Source organism: Novosphingobium sp. 11B (assembly GCF_054589055.1).
Map to the genome: position 1 here is coordinate 37,942 of NZ_BAAILP010000168.1, position 18,000 is coordinate 55,941.

Consider the following 18,000-nt stretch of genomic DNA (forward strand, 5'->3'; position numbering starts at 1 on the left):
CCCTGCCTGTCGGCACCACCGTTCAGAACAACTCATAGGTCGCGGCGACCAACTCGATTGTCCCGTGCGGCTTCGGTCCGCAGGTCATCTCGGCAATCTGAGGAGTCGATCCGTGCATCTCGCCCTGTTCCTTTCGCTGTCGGGCTCACATCTTGCCGGCTGGCGCCATCCGCTGGCCGAGCATGGCGATCCCTTCGACGTCGCCAACTACGCACGGATCGCGCAGGCGGCGGAACAGGCGAAGCTCGACATGGTGTTCGTGGCCGACAAGCTGTCGATCGACGACATCTACGGCAGTTCGTTCGAGGCCGCCGTCAGGCTGCGGCCCGCGATCCACGTCGAGCCGCTGACCCTGCTTTCGGCACTGGCCATGACGACGGACCGGATCGGGCTGGGGGCGACGATCTCGACCAGCTATTCCGAGCCTTATCACGCCGCGCGCATGTTCGCGTCGATCGACCACTTCAGCAAGGGGCGCGCGGCCTGGAACGCGGTCACCTCCGTCAATGACGGCGAGGCGCGCAACTTCAGCCGGGCGGAGCATCTGGGGCACGCCGAGCGCTACGAACGCGCCGCCGAGTTCATCGATGTCGTGCGCCTGCTGTGGGACACATGGCAGGAAGACGCGATCACCGCCGACAAGGCGAGCGCGCGCTATGCCGATCCGTCGCGGATCCACTACGCCGATCATCGCGGCACGTGGTTCCAGGTCAAAGGGCCGCTCGGCGCGGTGCGGCCGCCGCAGGGGCATCCGGTGCTGATCCAGGCCGGTGTCTCCGGGGCGTTCCAGTCTCTGGCCGCGCGCAATGCCGAAGTGATCTTCCCGGTGCAGTCGACGCTGGCCAAGGCGCAGGCGTTCTACGCCGACTTCAAGGCCCAGGTCGTGGCCGCCGGCCGGTCTCCCGATGCGGTCAAGGTGCTGCCGGGGGTGGTTCCGATCATCGCGGATACCGACGAGGACGCGTTCGAACTCGAAGCCCAACTCGACGCGCTGATCCATCCCGAGGCAGGGCTCAGCTTCATGTCGGGGAGCATGAACTACGACTTGTCCGTCCACCCGGCCGATGCGCCGGTGCCCGATATCCGCGATCGCATACGTGGCAGCAAGGGCCGCTTCGAAGTCGTGCTCAAGAGCGCGATGGAGCAGGGCATGACGCTGGGCGATCTCGGTCGAAGCTATGCCAAGGGCCTCGCCTTCGCGAAGTTCGTCGGCTCGCCCGCGACGGTGGCGGACAGGATGGAGCAATGGGTCCGCGAGAAGGGCGCCGACGGCTTCGTCGTCATGCCGCCCTACATGCCGGGAGGGGCGGAGCGGTTCCTTTCAGGCGTCGTGCCGGAACTGCAGCGGCGCGGGCTGTTTCGCAGCGAGTACGCGGGTACGACCCTCCGGGACCACCTCGGACTGGAGCATCCCAGCAACCGCTTCGATCTGGGCGAGGACATGCTGGCCGCGCAGTGACGTAGCCGCGCACCCGGGGTTTCGGCGCCGCGGTGACGGTCCGGGGCTCTCTCGAGTGGCTGCCCGGCAGCGAATCGGCATGTCGAAAGAGCCGGTCACCCGGAGGCGGCGCCATGCTGCTTCCCGGTGCCGCACATGGTTCGTAACGACGAGATGAGGCGGATCGCATGTTCTCCAGAGGCCGGAACATTACACGAGTGCCGATCTCCCAAGTCATTATTCGATTGCCCTAATTGCTTCGGGAATACAGGATCTGCCTGTTTCTTGGAGAAATCTCTTTGATGGCCCGTCAGGGCAAGGCTATATTGTGGACCCGGAGTAATTGACCATGCGGAAGGTCCGGCCGACGCTTTTTCGGACAGTAGCGCAGATTTCGTGCTGCATTGCAGAAAGGGCGTAGACGACGCCGCTATCCCGTATTACCATGTTTGAAATAAGTATTACTGACATGGGTGGTCAAATATTACGAGGGCAGGCGCATGGACGGGGTTCGCGTAGGTAAGAGATTGATCGGAACACAGGCACCAGTCACTGTCGGCTGGGAGAATATCGGCAGGGTCGAAGGCGGTCCGGTGAAGCAGTTCGTCTTCACCTGGTTCCAGCCAACGGTGCTCTTCGCGCTGATCGCGTTCTGGTACTACGCCCCCAATTCCATCGCCAAGGCATCGACAGCGATCGGCATCGGCATCGGTTTCCGTCTGTTTCTCCTCGGCCTCGAATGGGCCTTCCCGCGCTACGAAAGCTGGAACCTCACGTGGAAGGAACTGGCGACCGACCTGTTCTACGTCGGCCTCGGCTATACGATCCTGCGCATCATCGACGGCTACATCGGCGACGGCGTGATGATCGAGGCGATCCAGGGCGCGTTCCACTGGGAAAAGTTCGCCTGGTTCACCGTACTGCCGCTGCTGCTGCAGGCGTTCCTGATCTCGTTCATCTTCGACTTCGGGCAGTACTGGATGCATCGCGGGATGCACAACTGGTATCCGCTGTGGCTGCCGCACTCGGTCCATCACTACATCACCCAGTTGAACATCAACAAGGGCGCGGTCGGCAACCCGGTGGAGCTGTTCCTGATCGGGCTGGGCGTCGGCGGGTTCTTCGACTTCCTGCCGCGCGCGTTCCTGCTGGCCGGGGCGATCGGCATGGCGGTCGGCAGCTACCAGCACATCAACGTGCGCTTCAATTCGCCCCGCTGGTGGCGCTTCCTGTTCCACACGACCGAGCATCACAGCCTCCACCACTCGCAGGACTTCGAGGCGAGCCGCAGCAACTTCACCAACACCTACATCTTCATCGACCGCATCTTCGGCACGTGCGTCGACGGCGAGGCGGAGCTTCTGGGCATGGAAGGCGGCCGCCGCATGGGCATCCGTGAGCAGATGACCTTCCCCTTCACCGAAGGCTGGAAGACCCTGAAGGAACGCTTCGGCGGCACCCGCGCCACTGCGGTTCCGGCCGAGTGACCGCCCGCATCGGGCGCGGCTCTCCTCCCATGCAAATGCAGTCCACGGACTTGGGCGGCCCTTGTGGCCGTGCCGAAAGGGATACCATGAACGCGCGTTTCATCGACTGGATCTGGCATGTCAGGGGCAGCCTGCCGCTCGCGCCCGGACAGTCGCGCGAGGATGCCTTCGACCGCCTCACACCCCTGTTCTTCGAGAGCGGCACCAGCCACGAACGCGGCGGCGACACGCTGACCTTTACCAAGCGCGACCAGGCCGCGCAGGACAGGATGTCGGTCTTCGACGGCGGCACGCTCCGGATCGAGAACGGCGCGGGCGGGTCGGTACTGCGCTGGCATATGACCAGCCGGGCCTTGCTGTTCTGCTTCCTGGCGCCGCTGCTGTTCCTCGCCTTCGGGCAATTGACGATCGCCCTCGGCAAACTGGAAAAGCCCGCGGCCGAAGCCTCGGAAAAGAAGGACGAGAAAAAGGACAAGGCCGCGCCGGCGATGAACCCGATCGACAAGTTCCTCGGCGCACCGGCTCCGGAAAAGCCCAAGAAGGACAGCCCAAAAAAAGAAGGCAAGGACAAGAAGGAAGAGAAGAAGGACGACAAGCACTCGCCCACTTCCGCCTATGTCTTCGCCGGTATCTTCGCCGCGCTCTACGTCGGTGGGCGGGTTCTCGAGGACCGGAAGATCAAGGCGCTGATCCGCAGGAAGCTCGCGGGCGCTTAGGGCACGGGAGCCCGTCTCCTGCCGGTTCTCGTCGCACGGACATCAGTTGGGCCCCGCCTCCGCGGGGATGACGAAGAGCCTTTCAATGTGGAGTTTCGCACTTCCGTCCGCTTCAGGCGACGACGACCCTGACGCCAAGGTCGTTCAACCGGGCGGCCATGTCGCGGGGGATGCCGGGGTCGGTGACGATCGTGCCGATCTCGTCCAGCCCGCACACGATCGCGCCCGAGGACGAGGTGAACTTGCTGCTGTCGACGAGGAGGATGACTTCCTCCGCGCGCTCCATGAACCGGCGCTCGGCGGCGACGAGGATGACGTCCTGCTGCATCACGCCCTGCGGGCCGACGGCGGCGGCGCCCATGAACAGCTTGGGTGCGTGAAAGCGCGGCATCGATTCCTCGCCCGCCGGGGCCAGCACGATGTTCTGTTCCCGGAACACGGTGCCTGACGGCAGCAGCACCCGCGTGCCCTGCTGCGGCAACAGGGCATCGACGATATGCAGCGAATTGGTGAGGACCTGACAGTCCAGTCCGGCCAGATGCGGGCACATCTGCAGGGTGGTGGTGCCGCCGTCGATCATTATCCCCTCGCCCGGACGGCACAGCGCGGCAGCCGCCCGGCCGATCGCCTGCTTCGCCGGAAGGTGCTGCAGGATCGACTGTGCGAAGGGCGTGCCGGCAAGGCCGTCCTCGCGCTCTTCCTTCTGTTCCTGCGCCAGCTTGGCGCCGCCGTGCACGCGGACGATCAGGCCCTCTTCCTCCAGCCGCGTCAGGTCGCGCCGGATCGTCGCGGGCGATGCCTCGAGCCGGGCCTCAAGCGCGCGATACGTCACGAAACCGGTGGCGGTCACCGCTTCGAGGATCAGGCGTTCACGCTGCGTGGAGTGCATTGGCTACCTTATGTCGGTTTATGTCGGTCTTTGCACGGCCCTATGGCCGAGTTTTCGATCATGATCCATCATTTCTGCTCACGGGTTCATGCCCGCCTCGATCATGTTGCCCGCCCCGATGATCACCGTCGAGCCGACGAGCAGGCCGATCCCGGTCCAGACCAGCGTGCGGGTACGAAAGCTGGCGCCCTTCCACTCCTTCAGCGCAAAGCCCCAGAGCGTCGAGAACAGGATGATGGAAGCCATGTGCAGCGTCCACGAGGAGAAGCCGTAGCGTCCCATCTGGCTCTCGCCCATCGTGTAGAAGAAGAACTGGAAGTACCACAAGGTGCCGCCCAGAGCCGCCAGCAGGTAATTGACCAGAAGCCTTGGCTTTTCCCCGGTCGGCACTCGGCCGAGGAACTGGCCGAAACTGCGGTTGCGGCGGATGAGGATCGCGCACCAGATCGCATTGGTGGTGAGGCCGCCCGCCAGCACCACGCAGAGCACCGGAAGCCCTTGGCTCAACGGATCGGTCCCGGCCGCCAGCGTCAGGTCCCGGATCGGCTGTCCGGCATCGAGGCCCCAGGCGAAACAGCCCGACATGACGCCCGAGAACACCGCGATCAACAGGCCTTTGCGAAGGTCGAACTCGGCCACGCCCTCGGAAATCTTGCCGCCCAGGTCCTTGTCCTTGGCGCTGCCCGCCCGCGCGACGACGACGATCCCCGCCAGCGTCACCAGAATGCCCAGCAGCGTCAGTTGCCCGCTGGGGCGTGAGGCGATCTCGCCGATGGTGCCGTGGAAGATCGGCGGTCCCATCGTGCCGATCACCGTGGTCAGTCCCAGCGCCACGGCCATGCCCAGCGAGAGCCCGAGATAGCGCATCGTCAGCCCGAAGGTCAGCCCGCCGAAGCCCCACATCGCACCCCAGAACCAACACCACAGCAGGGTCCGCGAAGGCGTGGCGGCCAATACGCCGAGCAGGTCCTCGGTACGCAGCGAGGCGAAGAGCCAGGGCGCGATGGCCCAGGAGAAGATGCCGCCCGCAAGCCAGAATATCTCCCAGGACCACAACTTGATGCGCTTGTAGGGGACGTAGAAGCTGGCGGAGGCGAAGCCGCCAAGCCAGTGAAACAGGACGCCCAGCGGCGGATTGCCTCCCATGATTTTCGTGATCCTCTCTTGATGTATGTTATCGGGTGGCCGCCAGGCAGTTGCGGTCGATCTGGTCGATGCGGGTGGTGCCGGTGAGCGCCATGGCAACGCGCATTTCGGCCTCGATCAGCTTGAGCATCTTCGTGACGCCTGCTTCCCCTCCGGCCGCGAGCGCCCAGGCCCAGGCGCGGCCCAGCAGCACGCCCTTGGCGCCCAGCGCCAGCATCCGCACCACGTCGAGGCCGGAGCGGATGCCGCCGTCGGCCAGTACGGTCAGGCGGTCTCCCACCGCATCGACGATCGGGGGCAGGGCGCGGGCGCTGGAAAGCACGCCGTCGAGCTGCCGCCCGCCATGGTTGGAGACGACGATGCCGTCCGCGCCCAGCTCTGCGGCTTCGCGCGCGTCGTCCGGGTCGAGGATGCCCTTGATGATCAGCGGCCCCTTCCATTCGGAGCGGATGAAATCGAGGTCACGCCAGTTGATCGAGGGGTCGAAATTGTTTCGCATCCAGGCGAAGAAGTCCTCGATCCCGGTCCTGCCCTGCAGCACCGGGGCGACGTTGCCGAGCGTGTGGGGGCGGCCGTTGATGCCGACGTCCCATGCCCAGCCGGGCCGGGCGGCGGCCTGCGCAAAGCGCCAGAGCGCGCCCTTGATGCCGCCGGATCCGGCAAGGCCGGTGTGGTAATCGCGATAGCGGCTGCCGGGGACCGGCATGTCGACGGTGAAGACGAGGGTGGAGCAGCCGGCCTCGACCGCCTGCGCCAGCAGGTCCTTCATGAAGGCGCGGTCGCGGATCATGTAGAGCTGGAACCAGAACGGGCGGTCCGCAGCCCTGGCGACTTCGCCGATGGTGCAGGCACCAACCGTGGAGAGCGTGAAGGGAACGCCGGCGTTCTGCGCCGCCCGCACCGCCTGCGTCTCGCCGCGCCGGGCATAGAGGCCGGCCAGCCCGATCGGCGCCAATGCAAGGGGCAGGGCCAGCTTCTGGCCGAACAGCTGCGTCGACAGGTCCAGCGCCGAGACGTCGCGCAGCACGCGCTGGCGCAGGGCGAGTTCGGCAAGGTCGGAGACGTTGCGACGCAGCGTCGCCTCGGCATAGGAGCCGCCGTCGATGTATTCGAACAGGAAGCGCGGCAGCGTGAGGCGTGCGGCTTCGCGAAAGTCGGGGATCGAGGCGGTGATCATGCGGTCAGTCCTGCGGGGGCCTTTGCCACGGCTTCGCGCCAGGCGTCGCGGTAGCCGAAGAGGTCGCCTTCCAGCGGTTCGACGCGGATGAGTTCGCCGCCCGCCTCCAGCGACGGGTCGATCAGGCGCAGTGCGCCGAACGAGACGTCGTTATGGGCATTGGCGAGGAAGACCCGGGTGTCCGGCCGCAGCGCGGCGAGCGCGCGCACGAAGACCTCGGCCTCGGAAAAGCGCCCCTCGATCAGCAGCCGGTCCTTCGAACCGATCAGGTCGAGCGCGGTATCCGCTACCAGCGCGGCATAAAGGCAGATCGCCGCGCGTCGGGCGTACCAGGTTCCCTGCCACTCGACCGGCGCGTTGACCCAGCGCGCCTCGCCGTCGGGATAGGGGCCGAAGCCGGGCGCGAGCGTGGGCATCATCATCGTACGGCGGCGCAGCAGCGCCGGGACTTCGGCCATCAGGCGGGGCTGGTCGGGCTTGATGTCGATGCGGCGGGTGTCGAGCTGGATGACCGTCTCGACCTCGCGCCCGCCCATGAAACGGGCCGAGGGCACGGGCGCGCCATAGGCATCGACGTTGACCAGCGTGTCGCGCCCTTCGGGCAGCGAGGCGATGGCGAAAGGCTCGGCGGCAAGGCGCATGGCGATGAACCATGTGCCGGTGGAAAGGATCGTCGCCTCCTGCCGCGCGATCTGCGCAAAGCCGCGCGCGGCGAGCAGCGCGGCGTTCGAATCGTGAAGTCCGGCAAGCACTTGCGCACTCGCGGGCAAGCCCGTCTCGGCCGCGAGTTCGGGGCGCAGGGTGCCCACGACCTCGCCTGCGCCGACCACGGGGGCAAAGCGCTCGGCCCAGCCGAGGCGCTCGGCCATCGGGGAGAAGCGCGCTTCGCCGGGTGCCCAGAGGTCCGAGTGGCAGCCGAGGCTGGTCACTTCGCTGACCGCCTGGCCGGTGAGGAGCCAGGCCCAGTACTGCGCCCAGGGCACCAGCGTCGCCCGCGCCATCGCCTCGGGGTGGCGCTGCGCCATCCACCAGATCTGCGCGCCCATGTTGAGGCCGTCGGGCAGGGCGGGGGAGCCGGTCACGGCGAGCGCGTCGCGCTCGGCCCGGTAGGCGGCCATGACGTTGCCGGGGATCGGCTGTTCGTAGTCGAGCGGGGCGAAAAGCAGCCCGTCTTCTCCGATCGCGGCGAAGGCGGCGGCATGGGCCACGGGGATGATCGCCTCGACCGGATGGCCTGCCCATTCACGCAAGGTTGCGCGCAGCCAGTCGCCGATTCCCTCGGCGTCGAGGCGGCGAATCCCGTCGATTTCATGGATCGGGTTGGGGCGCACCTGGCGGCACACAAGGGTACCATAACGGCACCACAGCGACACCTTGCTGAGGGTCTTGCCGATATCGACGACGATGTAAGCGCCTGTTCCTGCCATTCTCTCCGCCGCCATTTTCAACCAGGCAGCGATCTGCCTGAACATGGTGTTGATTGATTGCTTATGAGCGATTATTATCGAGTCAGATTGAACATGAAAAGAGGAAATGTCAGAGGGTGTCCATGGAAACAATCACTGCCCCCGCCGCCCCGTTGAAATCCGCCCCCGCGCTCACTTTCGCCGTGCCGACCAGCCGGTGGGACGACTCGGTCGCGGCGTCTCTTTCTCCTGCCCAACTGCTGCTCTACCGCTCCAACCTGCTGGGTTCCGACCTGACTGTCACCAACTTCGGCGGCGGCAACACCTCCGCCAAGCTGGAAGAGGTCGATCCGCTGACCGGAGAGACGGTGGAAGTCCTGTGGGTGAAGGGCTCGGGCGGCGACATCGGCTCGATGAAGCTCGATGGATTCGCGACGCTCTATCAGGACAAGCTGCTTGGCCTCGAACAGCACTACGGCGGCCCTGACGACGACGACAAGATGGTCGGCTACCTGCCGCACTGCACTTTCAACCTGAACGGCCGCGCGGCGTCGATCGACACGCCGCTCCATTCGCTGCTGCCTTTCGCGCATGTCGATCACGTTCACCCGGACGCGATCATCGCGCTGGCTGCCAGCTCTGGCGGCGAGGCGGCGACGCAGGCGATCTGGGGCGGCCGGATCGGCTGGCTGGCGTGGAAGCGCCCCGGCTATACGCTGGGCGTGCAACTGCGTGACTTCGTGGCGGCCAACCCCGGCGTCGAAGGCGTAATGCTCGCGGGCCACGGCATCATCTGCTGGGCGGACAGCGCGAAGGCCTGCTACGAACACACCGTCGAACTGATCGCCGACGCTGCTGCCTACCTCAATGCGGGCCTTGCCGGGAAGCCCGCGTTCGGCGGCGCGGCTTATGAAACCGCCGGGGACCGCGCGGCAATCGCGGCCGATCTCATGCCCCGCCTGCGCGGCCTGATGACCGGAGCGCGGCGCAAGGTCGGCCACTATTCCGACGATGCCGAAGCGCTCGAGTTCGTGAATTCGGCGGACTTCCAGCGCCTCGCTGACCTCGGGACCTCGTGCCCCGATCACTTCCTGCGTACCAAGATCGCGCCATTGACGCTCGACCCGGCGCGGTTGCAGGATGGCGCCTACCTGGCGCAGAAGATCGCCGATTACCGCGACCTCTATGCTGCCTATTACGAGCGCTGCAGGCGTCCGAACTCGCCCGCGATGCGCGATGCCAATCCGGTGGTGGTGCTGGTGCCGGGCATCGGGCGCATCACGTTCGCCACCGACAAGACCACCGCGCGCCTCGCCGGCGAGTTCTACGGCAACGCCATCAATGTGATGCGCGGGGCCGAGGCGATCGGCGACTATATCGCGCTCGATGAACAGGAAGCCTTCGACATCGAGTACTGGCTGCTCGAGGAAGCCAAGCTGCAGCGCATGCCCGCGCCCAAGCCCTTGGTCGGCCGCGTCGCGCTGGTGACCGGCGGTGCGGGCGGCATCGGCGCGGCGAGCGCGGCGCGGCTGATGGCCGAGGGCGCCTGCGTGGTTCTCGCCGACCGTGACGGCGCCGTCGTCGAGGACGTGCGCGCCGGTTTCGCCAGGCAGTTCGGCAAGGACGTGGTGCGTTCGGTGGTATGCGACGTGACGGATGAAGCGCAAGTCGCCGAGGCCTTCGCCGTCGCCGCGCGCGAGTTCGGCGGCCTCGACATCCTCGTCGCCAATGCCGGCATCGCCTCCTCGGCGCCGATCGAGGAGACCACGATCGAACTGTGGAGCCGCAACTACGACGTTTTGGCGCAGGGCTATTTCCTGACCAGCCGGGCCGCGTGGCCGCTGCTCAAGGCGATGAAGGAACAGGGCGGCACCAGCGTCGTGTTCATCGGCTCGAAGAACGGCGTCGCCGCCGCCACCAATGCCAGCGCCTATGCCTCTGCCAAGGCGGCGGCCAACCACCTTGCGCGCTGTCTGGCGCTGGAGGGGGCGCCGCACGGCATCCGCGTCAATGTCGTCAACCCCGATGCCGTCATCAAGGGTAGCCGCATCTGGGACGGCGACTGGCGCAAGGAGCGCGCGGGCGCCCACGGTATCGACACCGGCAAGGAACTGGAGGAACATTACCGCCAGCGCTCCATGCTCAAGCGCGACGTGCTGCCTGGCGACATTGCCGAGGCGGTGTACTTCCTGGCGGGCGACCAGTCCGCCAAGTCCACCGGCAACATGATCAACGTCGATGCGGGCAATGCCCAGGCGTTCACGCGCTGATCACGACGGGAAGAGGATAAGAGACAATGACGAACCTGCCGATTTCCGCCGAACTGATCGCGGAAGCCAATGCCCGCGCCGCCGAGGCGCTGGAAGACGACTACGCCTCGCTGGGCCGCAAGCTGGAGCGTTCGGGCATCGCCATCGATGCGATCAGGGACAAGGTTGCGGGCTTTTCCGTGGCGGTGCCGACATGGGGCGCGGGGCGCGGCGGCACCCGTTTCGCCAAGTTCCCCATCCCCGGCGAGCCCACCAATATCCACGAGAAGCTGGAGGACTGCGCGGTCATCAACCAGCTCTCGCGCCTGACCCCGCGCGTCAGCCCGCATTTCCCGTGGGACAAGGTCAGCGACTACAAGGGGCTGCGCGAGGAGGCGGCGAGCCTCGGCCTGGGCTTCGATGCGGTGAACTCGAACACGTTCCAGGACCAGAAGGGGCAGGCGCAGACGTATGCCACCGGCTCGCTCTCCTCGACCATCGAGGCGACGCGGGCGCAGGCGGTGGAGCACAACATCGAGTGCATCGAGATCGGCCGCCAGCTCGGCTCCACCGACCTGACGGTCTGGGTGGGCGACGGCACCAACTTCCCCGGCCAGCAGGACCTCGGCCGCAGCCTCGACCGCTATCTCGACGCTGCGAGCGAGGTCTATGCCGCGCTGCCGGACGACTGGCGGATGTTGCTGGAGCACAAGATGTTCGAGCCCGCGTTCTATTCCACCGTCATCAGCGACTGGGGTTCCTCGATCCTTGCCGCGCAGGAACTGGGCCCCAAGGCCAAGTGCCTCGTCGATCTTGGGCACCATGCGCCCAACGTCAACATCGAGCAGATCGTGGCGCGCCTGCACCGGTTCGGCAAGCTCGGCGGCTTCCACTTCAACGACAGCAAGTACGGCGACGACGACCTCGATTCCGGCTCGATCAACCCGCACCAGCTGTTCCTGGTGTTCAACGAACTGGTCGAGGCCGAACTCAGCCCCCGCGACGGCTTCAATCCCAGCTACATGATCGACCAATCGCACAACGTCACCGACCCGATCGAATCCATGCTGTCTTCGGCCGAGGCGATCGGATCGTGCTACGCCAAGGCGCTGCTGGTCGACCGCGAGGCGCTGCATCTGGCGCAGGAAGCGAACGACACGATGATGGCCTTCCAGGCCCTGCGCCGGGCCTACAACGTTGACGTCTCGCCGATCCTGGCGAAGGCCCGCATCGATGCGGGCGGCGCGGCGGACGTGCTGGGCGTCTACCGCGAAAGCCGCTGGCGCGACCGCAAGGCGCAGGAACGCGCCGCCGTGGGACTTGGCGCCGGCATCGTCTAAGGCATCGTTTGAAGGACTGGCACTCACCCGTCGGCGCGGATTGCGTCGGCGGGTGATCTCCGTCAGGGGTAGGCCCAGGCAGACGAAGGCATACCGGAATGGTGGAAGCAGGCGAATATCGGCGCAGTTCGGCGATCGACCCGCGCGCCCTGCTGACGTTCCGCGCGGTCTGCGATACCGGATCGATCAGCGCCGCCGCCCGGGCGCTCAACCTCTCGCAGCCCTCGGTGTCGAACACGATCTCGCTGCTGGAGCGCAAGCTGGGCGTCGTGCTGTTCGAACGCGGGCGTGGCGGCATCGTGCTGACGGCGGAAGGCGAAGTGCTCCAGCGCCGGGCCGAGGCCATGGCGACGCTGCTGGGCGATGCCGTGACCGAGATCGAGCACACGCGCCACGGCATCGCCGGACCCTTGCGCATTGGCGGGACGCCGGGCGCCCTGCTCACTCTCCTGCCCGGCGCGATCATGCGGGTGGAGGAGGCGATCGGCGACTTCGCGCTCAGCGCCATCGAGCGGCCCGACGAGGAACTGCTGGAGATGGTGCGCAAGGGCGCCATCGAACTGGCTTTCGTGACGACCGGCATCGAAAGCGTCCCGGCCGACATGAAGGAAGTCACGTGCGCCAGCGATCCGTTCGTCCTGATCGTCGGCCCCCGGCACGAGAAGCTGCCGGGCCGCGTGTCGCTGCGCCAGGTCGAGAGCTACCCCTGGGTGCTGCCCGAGGCGCGCGGGGCGTTCCGGCGGCAGGTCGATGCGCTGTTCATCGCCGCGGGGGTGGCGGTGCCGCGCACGACGATCCGCTGCGACTCCCTCCTCACTACGAGGGCCATCGTAAGGGAGAGCGACCGGGTGACGGTACTGCCGCGAACCGTGGCGCTCGACGGGGTCACCGACGACAGCATCCGGGCCGTGATGATCGAGGAAGCCGTGCGTGAACGCAGCGTCGGCGTGCTGTGGCTGGCGGGGCGTCCGCTGTCTCGTCCGGCGCAGGCGATGATGGAGGCGCTGCAAAATCCATAGTCTGTTGCTATGGCATCGCAAAAAATCATTATTTTACTTTGTGGGTCTGCGCAGCTTAACAATCCAGCGATAACGATGATCGCAGGAGAGCAGGATGCGGGCACTGATCCGCCAGGTTTCCATTTTCGACGGCACCGGCTCGGCGCTCCGGACAGGCTCCGTTCTGGTCGAGGGCGAGCGTATCGCCCGCGTCGCGCCGGGTGAGGACGCACTCGCCGATGAGGCCGCCGATCTGGTGATCGACGGGCGCGGGCTGACCCTCATGCCCGGCATGGTCGATGCGCATACGCACCTGACCTGGGCTTCCTCGCTGGAGAAGGTCTACCACCAGTTCATCCTGCCGCATGACGAGCTGAAGGTCGCAGCCTGGCGCAATGCGCGGGTGCTGCTAGACCACGGTTTCACCAGCCTCTACTCGGCCGGTGCCCTGGGCGACATGATCGAGCCGGATCTCGCCCGCGCCATCGAGGAGGGCGATACGCCCGGGCCGCGCCTCGTTCCCTCGACGCTGGAGCGCAGCCCCGAAGGCGACGATACCGGCGACGTGTTCAACGGCCGTGGCTCGGATGCGATGCGCCGTTTCGTGGCTTATTGCGCGGACGAGGGAGTCAAGTCGATCAAGCTCGTGGTCTCGGGCGAAGATGCGCTCAAGCCCGGCAGCGCGATGGACGTGCTCTATACCCGCGAGGAAATGCTGGCGGCGGGGCAGGCCACCCGCGAGGCCGGGATGTGGATCGCCTGCCATACTTATTCGCCCGAGGCGATCGGCCTCGCGCTCGATGCGGGCGCGCGGATTCTCTACCACTGTTCCTTCGCTGATGAAGCGACGGTGGAGCGGATGGCGGCGGAGAAGGACAGCTTCTTCTATGCCCCCGGTCCCGGTGTCTCGGTCGCCGCGCTGGAGGCGAACCCGCCGCCGCACGTCGACATGACGCACATGAAGGCGAGCGCAAAGGTTCGCATGGACCTTGAGGCTAAGCTGATCCCGCGGCTGAAGGCGCGCGGCGTGCGCGTGCTGGTCGGCGGCGACTATGGCTTCCCGTTCAACCCGCATGGCCGCAACGCGCGCGACCTGCAGCACTTCGTCGATTACTTCGGCTTCACTCCCGCCGAGGCGCTGCAGGCGGCGACCCAGCATGGCGGCGAACTTATGGGCATCGAGACCGGCGTGATCCGCGAGGGCTGGCTGGCCGATCTGCTGCTGGTAGACGGCGACCCGACGCAGGACGTTGCGATCCTGCAGGACAAGGATCGCCTGAAGATGATCATGAAGGGCGGCAAGCTGCACAAGGCTCCAAGTGACATCTTGGCTGGGGCTGGGGCCGGGGCAGGGGTCGCCGCCGCCGCGAACTGAGTTTTAACAGGGACGAAAATCATGTCGTACGACGTCGTTGTCGTAGGCTGCGGCCCTGTGGGCGCGCTGGCCGCGAACCTTCTTGGCCTGAAAGGGCTGCAAGTCCTCGTTCTCGAACGGGAACTGGAACACTATCCCCTGCCGCGTGCGGTCCATCTCGACCATGAGATGATGCGCCTGTTCCAGTCGGCCGGGGTGATCGACCGGGTCGAGGGCGACATGATCGCCACTGACGGGCACCTCCATGTCGGCGCGGATCACGGCGTCATCCGCTACATGGGCACGGTGGGCAAGCCGCGCCCGTTCGGCTGGGCGAACGACTACTTCTTCTACCAGCCCGAGCTGGAAGCTCACTTGCGCGAAGGCTTCGCCGGCATGGCAAACGTCACGCTGAAGCTGGGCGCGACGTTCACCGGTCTGGAGCAGGACGCAGGCGGCGTTACCGTGTCCTACGACGAGGGCGGTGAACGGCAGAGCGCCTCGGCCCGCTGGGTGATCGCCTGCGACGGCGCGCGGAGCACCGTGCGCAAGGCGCTGGGCGTGGACCTCGACGATCTCGATTTCGAGGAGCCCTGGCTGGTCGTCGATGCCGAAGTGCAGGGGCCGGTCAGCTTCCCGCCGATCGCGGGCGTGCCTGAAGGGGCGGACCTGCAGCGGCTGTCGGTGATGGTGTGCGATCCGGTGCGCCCCGCGACCGTGGTGCCCGGCCGCCGCGATCATCGCCGCTGGGAATTCATGCTGCTGCCGGGTGAGGACGACAAGGCGATGTCTGCGCCGGACAAGGTCGCCGAACTGGTCGGCGCGTGGATGGCCGACGTACCGCACGAGATCGTGCGCGCCGCGACCTATCGCTTTCACGGCCTCGTCGCCCATCGCTGGCAGGTCGGCAATGTCTTCCTCGCGGGGGACGCCGCGCATCAGACGCCGCCGTTCTTCGGGCAGGGCATGTGCCATGGCCTGCGCGACGTCGCCAATCTGGCCTGGAAGATGGACGCGGTGATCAATGCGGGCGCCTCGCCTGCGATCCTCGATACCTACCAGCCGGAGCGCGACCCGCACGTGCGCGCGGTGATCGGCGCGGCGGTGGCGGCCGGGCGCTACATCTGCGAACTCGACCCCGACCTTGCCGCCGCCCGCGATGCCCGCATCCGTGAGGAAGCACGCGGCAAGCAGGGTGAGACCGCGCATGACCTGATCCCCGCGATCCGCGAAGGACTGGTGCTTTCCGGCACTTCGGGTGCAGGCGCGCGCTTCGTCCAGCCGGTACTCGCCGACGGCAGCAAGCTGGACGAGTGCACCGGCGACGGCTGGCGCCTTTTCGTCCGCGACGACACCGTGCCGGGCGAGGCCGGGGGCGTCACCCGCGTCGTCGCGGCGGCGCTGGCGGACAATGAGGCGATCGCGTCGTGGCTTGACCAGCACGGCGTCGATGCCGTGCTGGTGCGCCCGGACCACTACGTCTTCGGAACCGCCTCGGACAGCGCTGAGGACCTGCTGGCCGCCCGCGCGGCCCAGCTTTTCGATCACAAGGAACTGACCGCATGACCCTGACGCTCTTGCAGGCGCAGACCATCGTGACCGCCGCGCTGGCCGAAGCGCGTTCGCGGGGCGCGAAGGCTTTGGCGGTGATCGTGCTCGACGCCGGAGCCCACCCGGTCGCCTTCGCGCGTGAGGACGGGGCGAGTCTCTACCGCTTCGACATCGCCCGCGCCAAGGCCGAAGGGGCCGTGGGCATGGACGCCGACACCGCCGTCCTCGCCGAGCGTGCAAAGGGCAATCCGGTGTTCTTCCATAGCGTCAGCGCGGCCGTGGGCGGAGGCATCGCCTTCTCTCCCGGGGGCGTGGTGATCCGTGATGTGAACGGCGCCCTGATCGGCGCGGTGGGTGTCAGCGGCGATACGGGCGAGTGCGATGCCGACTGTGCGCTCGCAGGGATCAGGGCGGCCGGACTTGTCGAGGAGACCGAGGCATGAAACTGCGAAGCATCGAACTGGCGCTGCCCGATCCGGCCGCTGCTGCCGCCTTCATGACCGATGTGTGGGGCATGGCGCCCGCCGACGTGATCGGCACGACCCATTACCTGCGCGGTTCCGGTTCCTACCCCTATCTCGTCGCCTTCGAGCAATCGGAAGACGAGTTCGTCCGCTCCACGACCTTCCTGTGCTCGGCGGAGGAGCTTGACGGTATCTCGGGACGCGCTGCCGCCGCAGGTTGGCCGCACCGCGCCACGGTCAGCGAGGACCCCGGCGGCGGGCACGGCCTGCTCGTCGAACTGCCCGAAGGCGAACTGCTGCGCTTCCTCGTCGATGCAGGCGAAGTCGAGCCGATCGCGGGCCGCGACCTGCCGGTCAAGCTTACCCACGTCGTGTTCAACTCGGCCGATGCCGAGGCGTCGGGGCTGGCGGTGGAGGAGGTGCTGGGCTTTCGCGTTTCCGACCGGACAAAGGGCATGGTCTTCGTGCGCTGCAACGATAGCCACCACTCGACCGCTTTCGCGCGGGCGGGGATCAGTTCGCTCAATCACATCGCCTTCGAAATGGAGGACCTCGATGCGGTGATGCGCGGCATTGGGAGGCTGCGCGACCATGCGCTGGCGCCTGCCTGGGGGCCGGGGCGGCATGGGCCAGGGGCCAACGTCTACGCCTACTACATCGCGCCGTTCGGGCCGGTGATCGAATTCTCCACCGCCGTCGAGAAAGTGCCCGACGACTACCGTGTCGGCGCGCCGGAGGACTGGACCTGGCCGGAGAACCGCATCGACCAGTGGGGCATCTCGGACAAGGATTTCGCCGGACTGCGCCGCGCCGAGGAACGCTTCCGCTTCCGCCGCGACTGGCAGGACGAAGCGCAAGGACAATGAACACCGCTGCCGCCATTCCGGCAGGTCAGGAGAAAACGGACATGACCCAGTATATCAGTTTCCAGCGCCCCGACGGCACCAGCAGCTTTGGCCGTCTCGATGGCGAGACGGTGCTCGATCTCGGCGCACCCGGCGGTGATGCGTGGCTGAAGGACGCGCTCGCGGGTGATCTAGTGGCGCTTCCCGTAACTGGCGAGTTTGCCCGCGCCGCCATCAGGCTGCTGCCGGTGGTGCCGAACCCCGGCAAGATCCTGTGCGTCGGGCTCAACTACGCCACCCACGTCGCCGAGACCGGTCGCGAGCAGAAGGAGCATCCCGCGATCTTCACCCGCTGGGCCGACAGCCTGATCGCCGACGGCGACGCCATGGTCCGTCCGCTCGAAAGCGAGCGCTTCGACTACGAGGGCGAGCTTGCGGTGATCATCGGCAAGGGCGGCCGCCGCATCGCGCCCGATGATGCGTGGGACCACGTGGCCGGTTACGCGCCGTTCAACGATGGCTCGATCCGCGACTGGCAGCGTCACAACATCCAGTTCACCCCCGGCAAGACCTGGCCCGGCACCGGTGCCTTCGGTCCGCACATGGTCCCGGCGGGTGAAGTCGAGGACCTTGCCGCGCAGCGCGTGCAGACCCGCGTGAATGGCGAACTGGTGCAGGACCAGCCGGTCTCCGACATGATCTGGGATATTCCCACGGTCATCGCTTATTGCTCGACCTTCACCGAACTGCACCCCGGCGACGTCATCGCCAGCGGCACCCCGGGCGGCGTCGGCGACAAGCGCAAGCCCCCGCTCTACCTCAAGGCTGGAGACACCGTCGAAGTCTCGGTCGGCGTGATCGGCACCCTTTCCAGCCCCGTCATAGATGAAGCCTGAGCCGCTTCGACCAACCAGATAACAAGTTCAAGGGAGAGACAGAC

The 18,000-nt window shown here is 66.7% G+C and carries 15 protein-coding genes; 11 read left to right on the top strand and 4 right to left on the bottom strand.

Features of this window, described 5'->3' with window-relative positions; all coding sequences use genetic code 11:
- The first annotated feature begins 112 nt into the window (after positions 1 to 112).
- From ACYPYD_RS15435 to ACYPYD_RS15445, 3 genes are all read left to right on the top strand, one after another.
- Positions 113 to 1,459: an LLM class flavin-dependent oxidoreductase gene (locus ACYPYD_RS15435; RefSeq protein WP_459664044.1), complete on the top strand. Its 1,347-nt coding sequence runs from the start codon at positions 113 to 115 to the stop codon at positions 1,457 to 1,459.
- Between the two features lie 479 nt (positions 1,460 to 1,938).
- Entirely contained in the window at positions 1,939 to 2,925 is a 987-nt protein-coding gene (locus tag ACYPYD_RS15440) for a sterol desaturase family protein (protein ID WP_459664046.1), read from the top strand.
- Positions 2,926 to 3,011: 86 nt separating this feature from the next.
- Complete coding sequence (locus tag ACYPYD_RS15445; protein WP_211150812.1) at positions 3,012 to 3,641, top strand: hypothetical protein; 630 nt, start codon at positions 3,012 to 3,014, stop codon at positions 3,639 to 3,641.
- A gap of 112 nt (positions 3,642 to 3,753) precedes the next feature.
- On the opposite strand, the gene ACYPYD_RS15450 is transcribed toward ACYPYD_RS15445, so the two are convergent.
- From ACYPYD_RS15450 to ACYPYD_RS15465, 4 genes are all read right to left on the bottom strand, one after another.
- Positions 3,754 to 4,530 carry a DeoR/GlpR family DNA-binding transcription regulator gene (locus tag ACYPYD_RS15450; RefSeq protein WP_459664048.1) on the bottom strand — a complete coding sequence of 259 codons (777 nt, stop codon included), beginning with the start codon at positions 4,528 to 4,530 and terminating at the stop codon, positions 3,754 to 3,756.
- Between the two features lie 78 nt (positions 4,531 to 4,608).
- The gene (gene rhaT, locus ACYPYD_RS15455; RefSeq protein ID WP_459664049.1) at positions 4,609 to 5,676 is read right to left on the bottom strand and encodes an L-rhamnose/proton symporter RhaT; all 1,068 of its coding nucleotides are present in this window, start codon (positions 5,674 to 5,676) and stop codon (positions 4,609 to 4,611) included.
- Between the two features lie 28 nt (positions 5,677 to 5,704).
- Positions 5,705 to 6,853: an FMN-dependent L-lactate dehydrogenase LldD gene (gene lldD, locus ACYPYD_RS15460; RefSeq protein ID WP_459664050.1), complete on the bottom strand. Its 1,149-nt coding sequence runs from the start codon at positions 6,851 to 6,853 to the stop codon at positions 5,705 to 5,707.
- A complete protein-coding gene (locus ACYPYD_RS15465; protein WP_459664052.1) occupies positions 6,850 to 8,280 on the bottom strand; it encodes an FGGY-family carbohydrate kinase in 1,431 nt (476 codons plus the stop codon). The genes lldD and ACYPYD_RS15465 overlap by 4 nt, the downstream gene beginning before the upstream one ends.
- A gap of 122 nt (positions 8,281 to 8,402) precedes the next feature.
- On the opposite strand from ACYPYD_RS15465, the gene ACYPYD_RS15470 reads away from it, so the two are divergent.
- From ACYPYD_RS15470 to ACYPYD_RS15505, 8 genes are all read left to right on the top strand, one after another.
- Entirely contained in the window at positions 8,403 to 10,529 is a 2,127-nt protein-coding gene (locus ACYPYD_RS15470) for a bifunctional rhamnulose-1-phosphate aldolase/short-chain dehydrogenase (RefSeq protein ID WP_459664053.1), read from the top strand.
- Positions 10,530 to 10,555: 26 nt separating this feature from the next.
- A complete protein-coding gene (locus ACYPYD_RS15475) occupies positions 10,556 to 11,848 on the top strand; it encodes a sugar isomerase (protein WP_459664055.1) in 1,293 nt (430 codons plus the stop codon).
- 98 nt (positions 11,849 to 11,946) lie between these two features.
- Complete coding sequence (locus tag ACYPYD_RS15480; protein WP_459664057.1) at positions 11,947 to 12,867, top strand: LysR family transcriptional regulator; 921 nt, start codon at positions 11,947 to 11,949, stop codon at positions 12,865 to 12,867.
- Between the two features lie 94 nt (positions 12,868 to 12,961).
- Positions 12,962 to 14,221 (top strand): amidohydrolase family protein, encoded by a 1,260-nt coding sequence (locus ACYPYD_RS15485; protein WP_459664059.1) that lies wholly within the window; start codon positions 12,962 to 12,964, stop codon positions 14,219 to 14,221.
- 21 nt (positions 14,222 to 14,242) lie between these two features.
- Entirely contained in the window at positions 14,243 to 15,766 is a 1,524-nt protein-coding gene (locus tag ACYPYD_RS15490; protein WP_459664062.1) for a bifunctional 3-(3-hydroxy-phenyl)propionate/3-hydroxycinnamic acid hydroxylase, read from the top strand.
- Entirely contained in the window at positions 15,763 to 16,194 is a 432-nt protein-coding gene (locus ACYPYD_RS15495) for a GlcG/HbpS family heme-binding protein (protein ID WP_008832075.1), read from the top strand. The genes ACYPYD_RS15490 and ACYPYD_RS15495 overlap by 4 nt, the downstream gene beginning before the upstream one ends.
- Positions 16,191 to 17,081 (top strand): VOC family protein, encoded by an 891-nt coding sequence (locus tag ACYPYD_RS15500; protein WP_459664064.1) that lies wholly within the window; start codon positions 16,191 to 16,193, stop codon positions 17,079 to 17,081. The genes ACYPYD_RS15495 and ACYPYD_RS15500 overlap by 4 nt, the downstream gene beginning before the upstream one ends.
- Before the next feature lie 41 nt (positions 17,082 to 17,122).
- Positions 17,123 to 17,956 carry a fumarylacetoacetate hydrolase family protein gene (locus ACYPYD_RS15505; protein WP_459664066.1) on the top strand — a complete coding sequence of 278 codons (834 nt, stop codon included), beginning with the start codon at positions 17,123 to 17,125 and terminating at the stop codon, positions 17,954 to 17,956.
- The last annotated feature ends 44 nt before the right edge of the window (positions 17,957 to 18,000 follow it).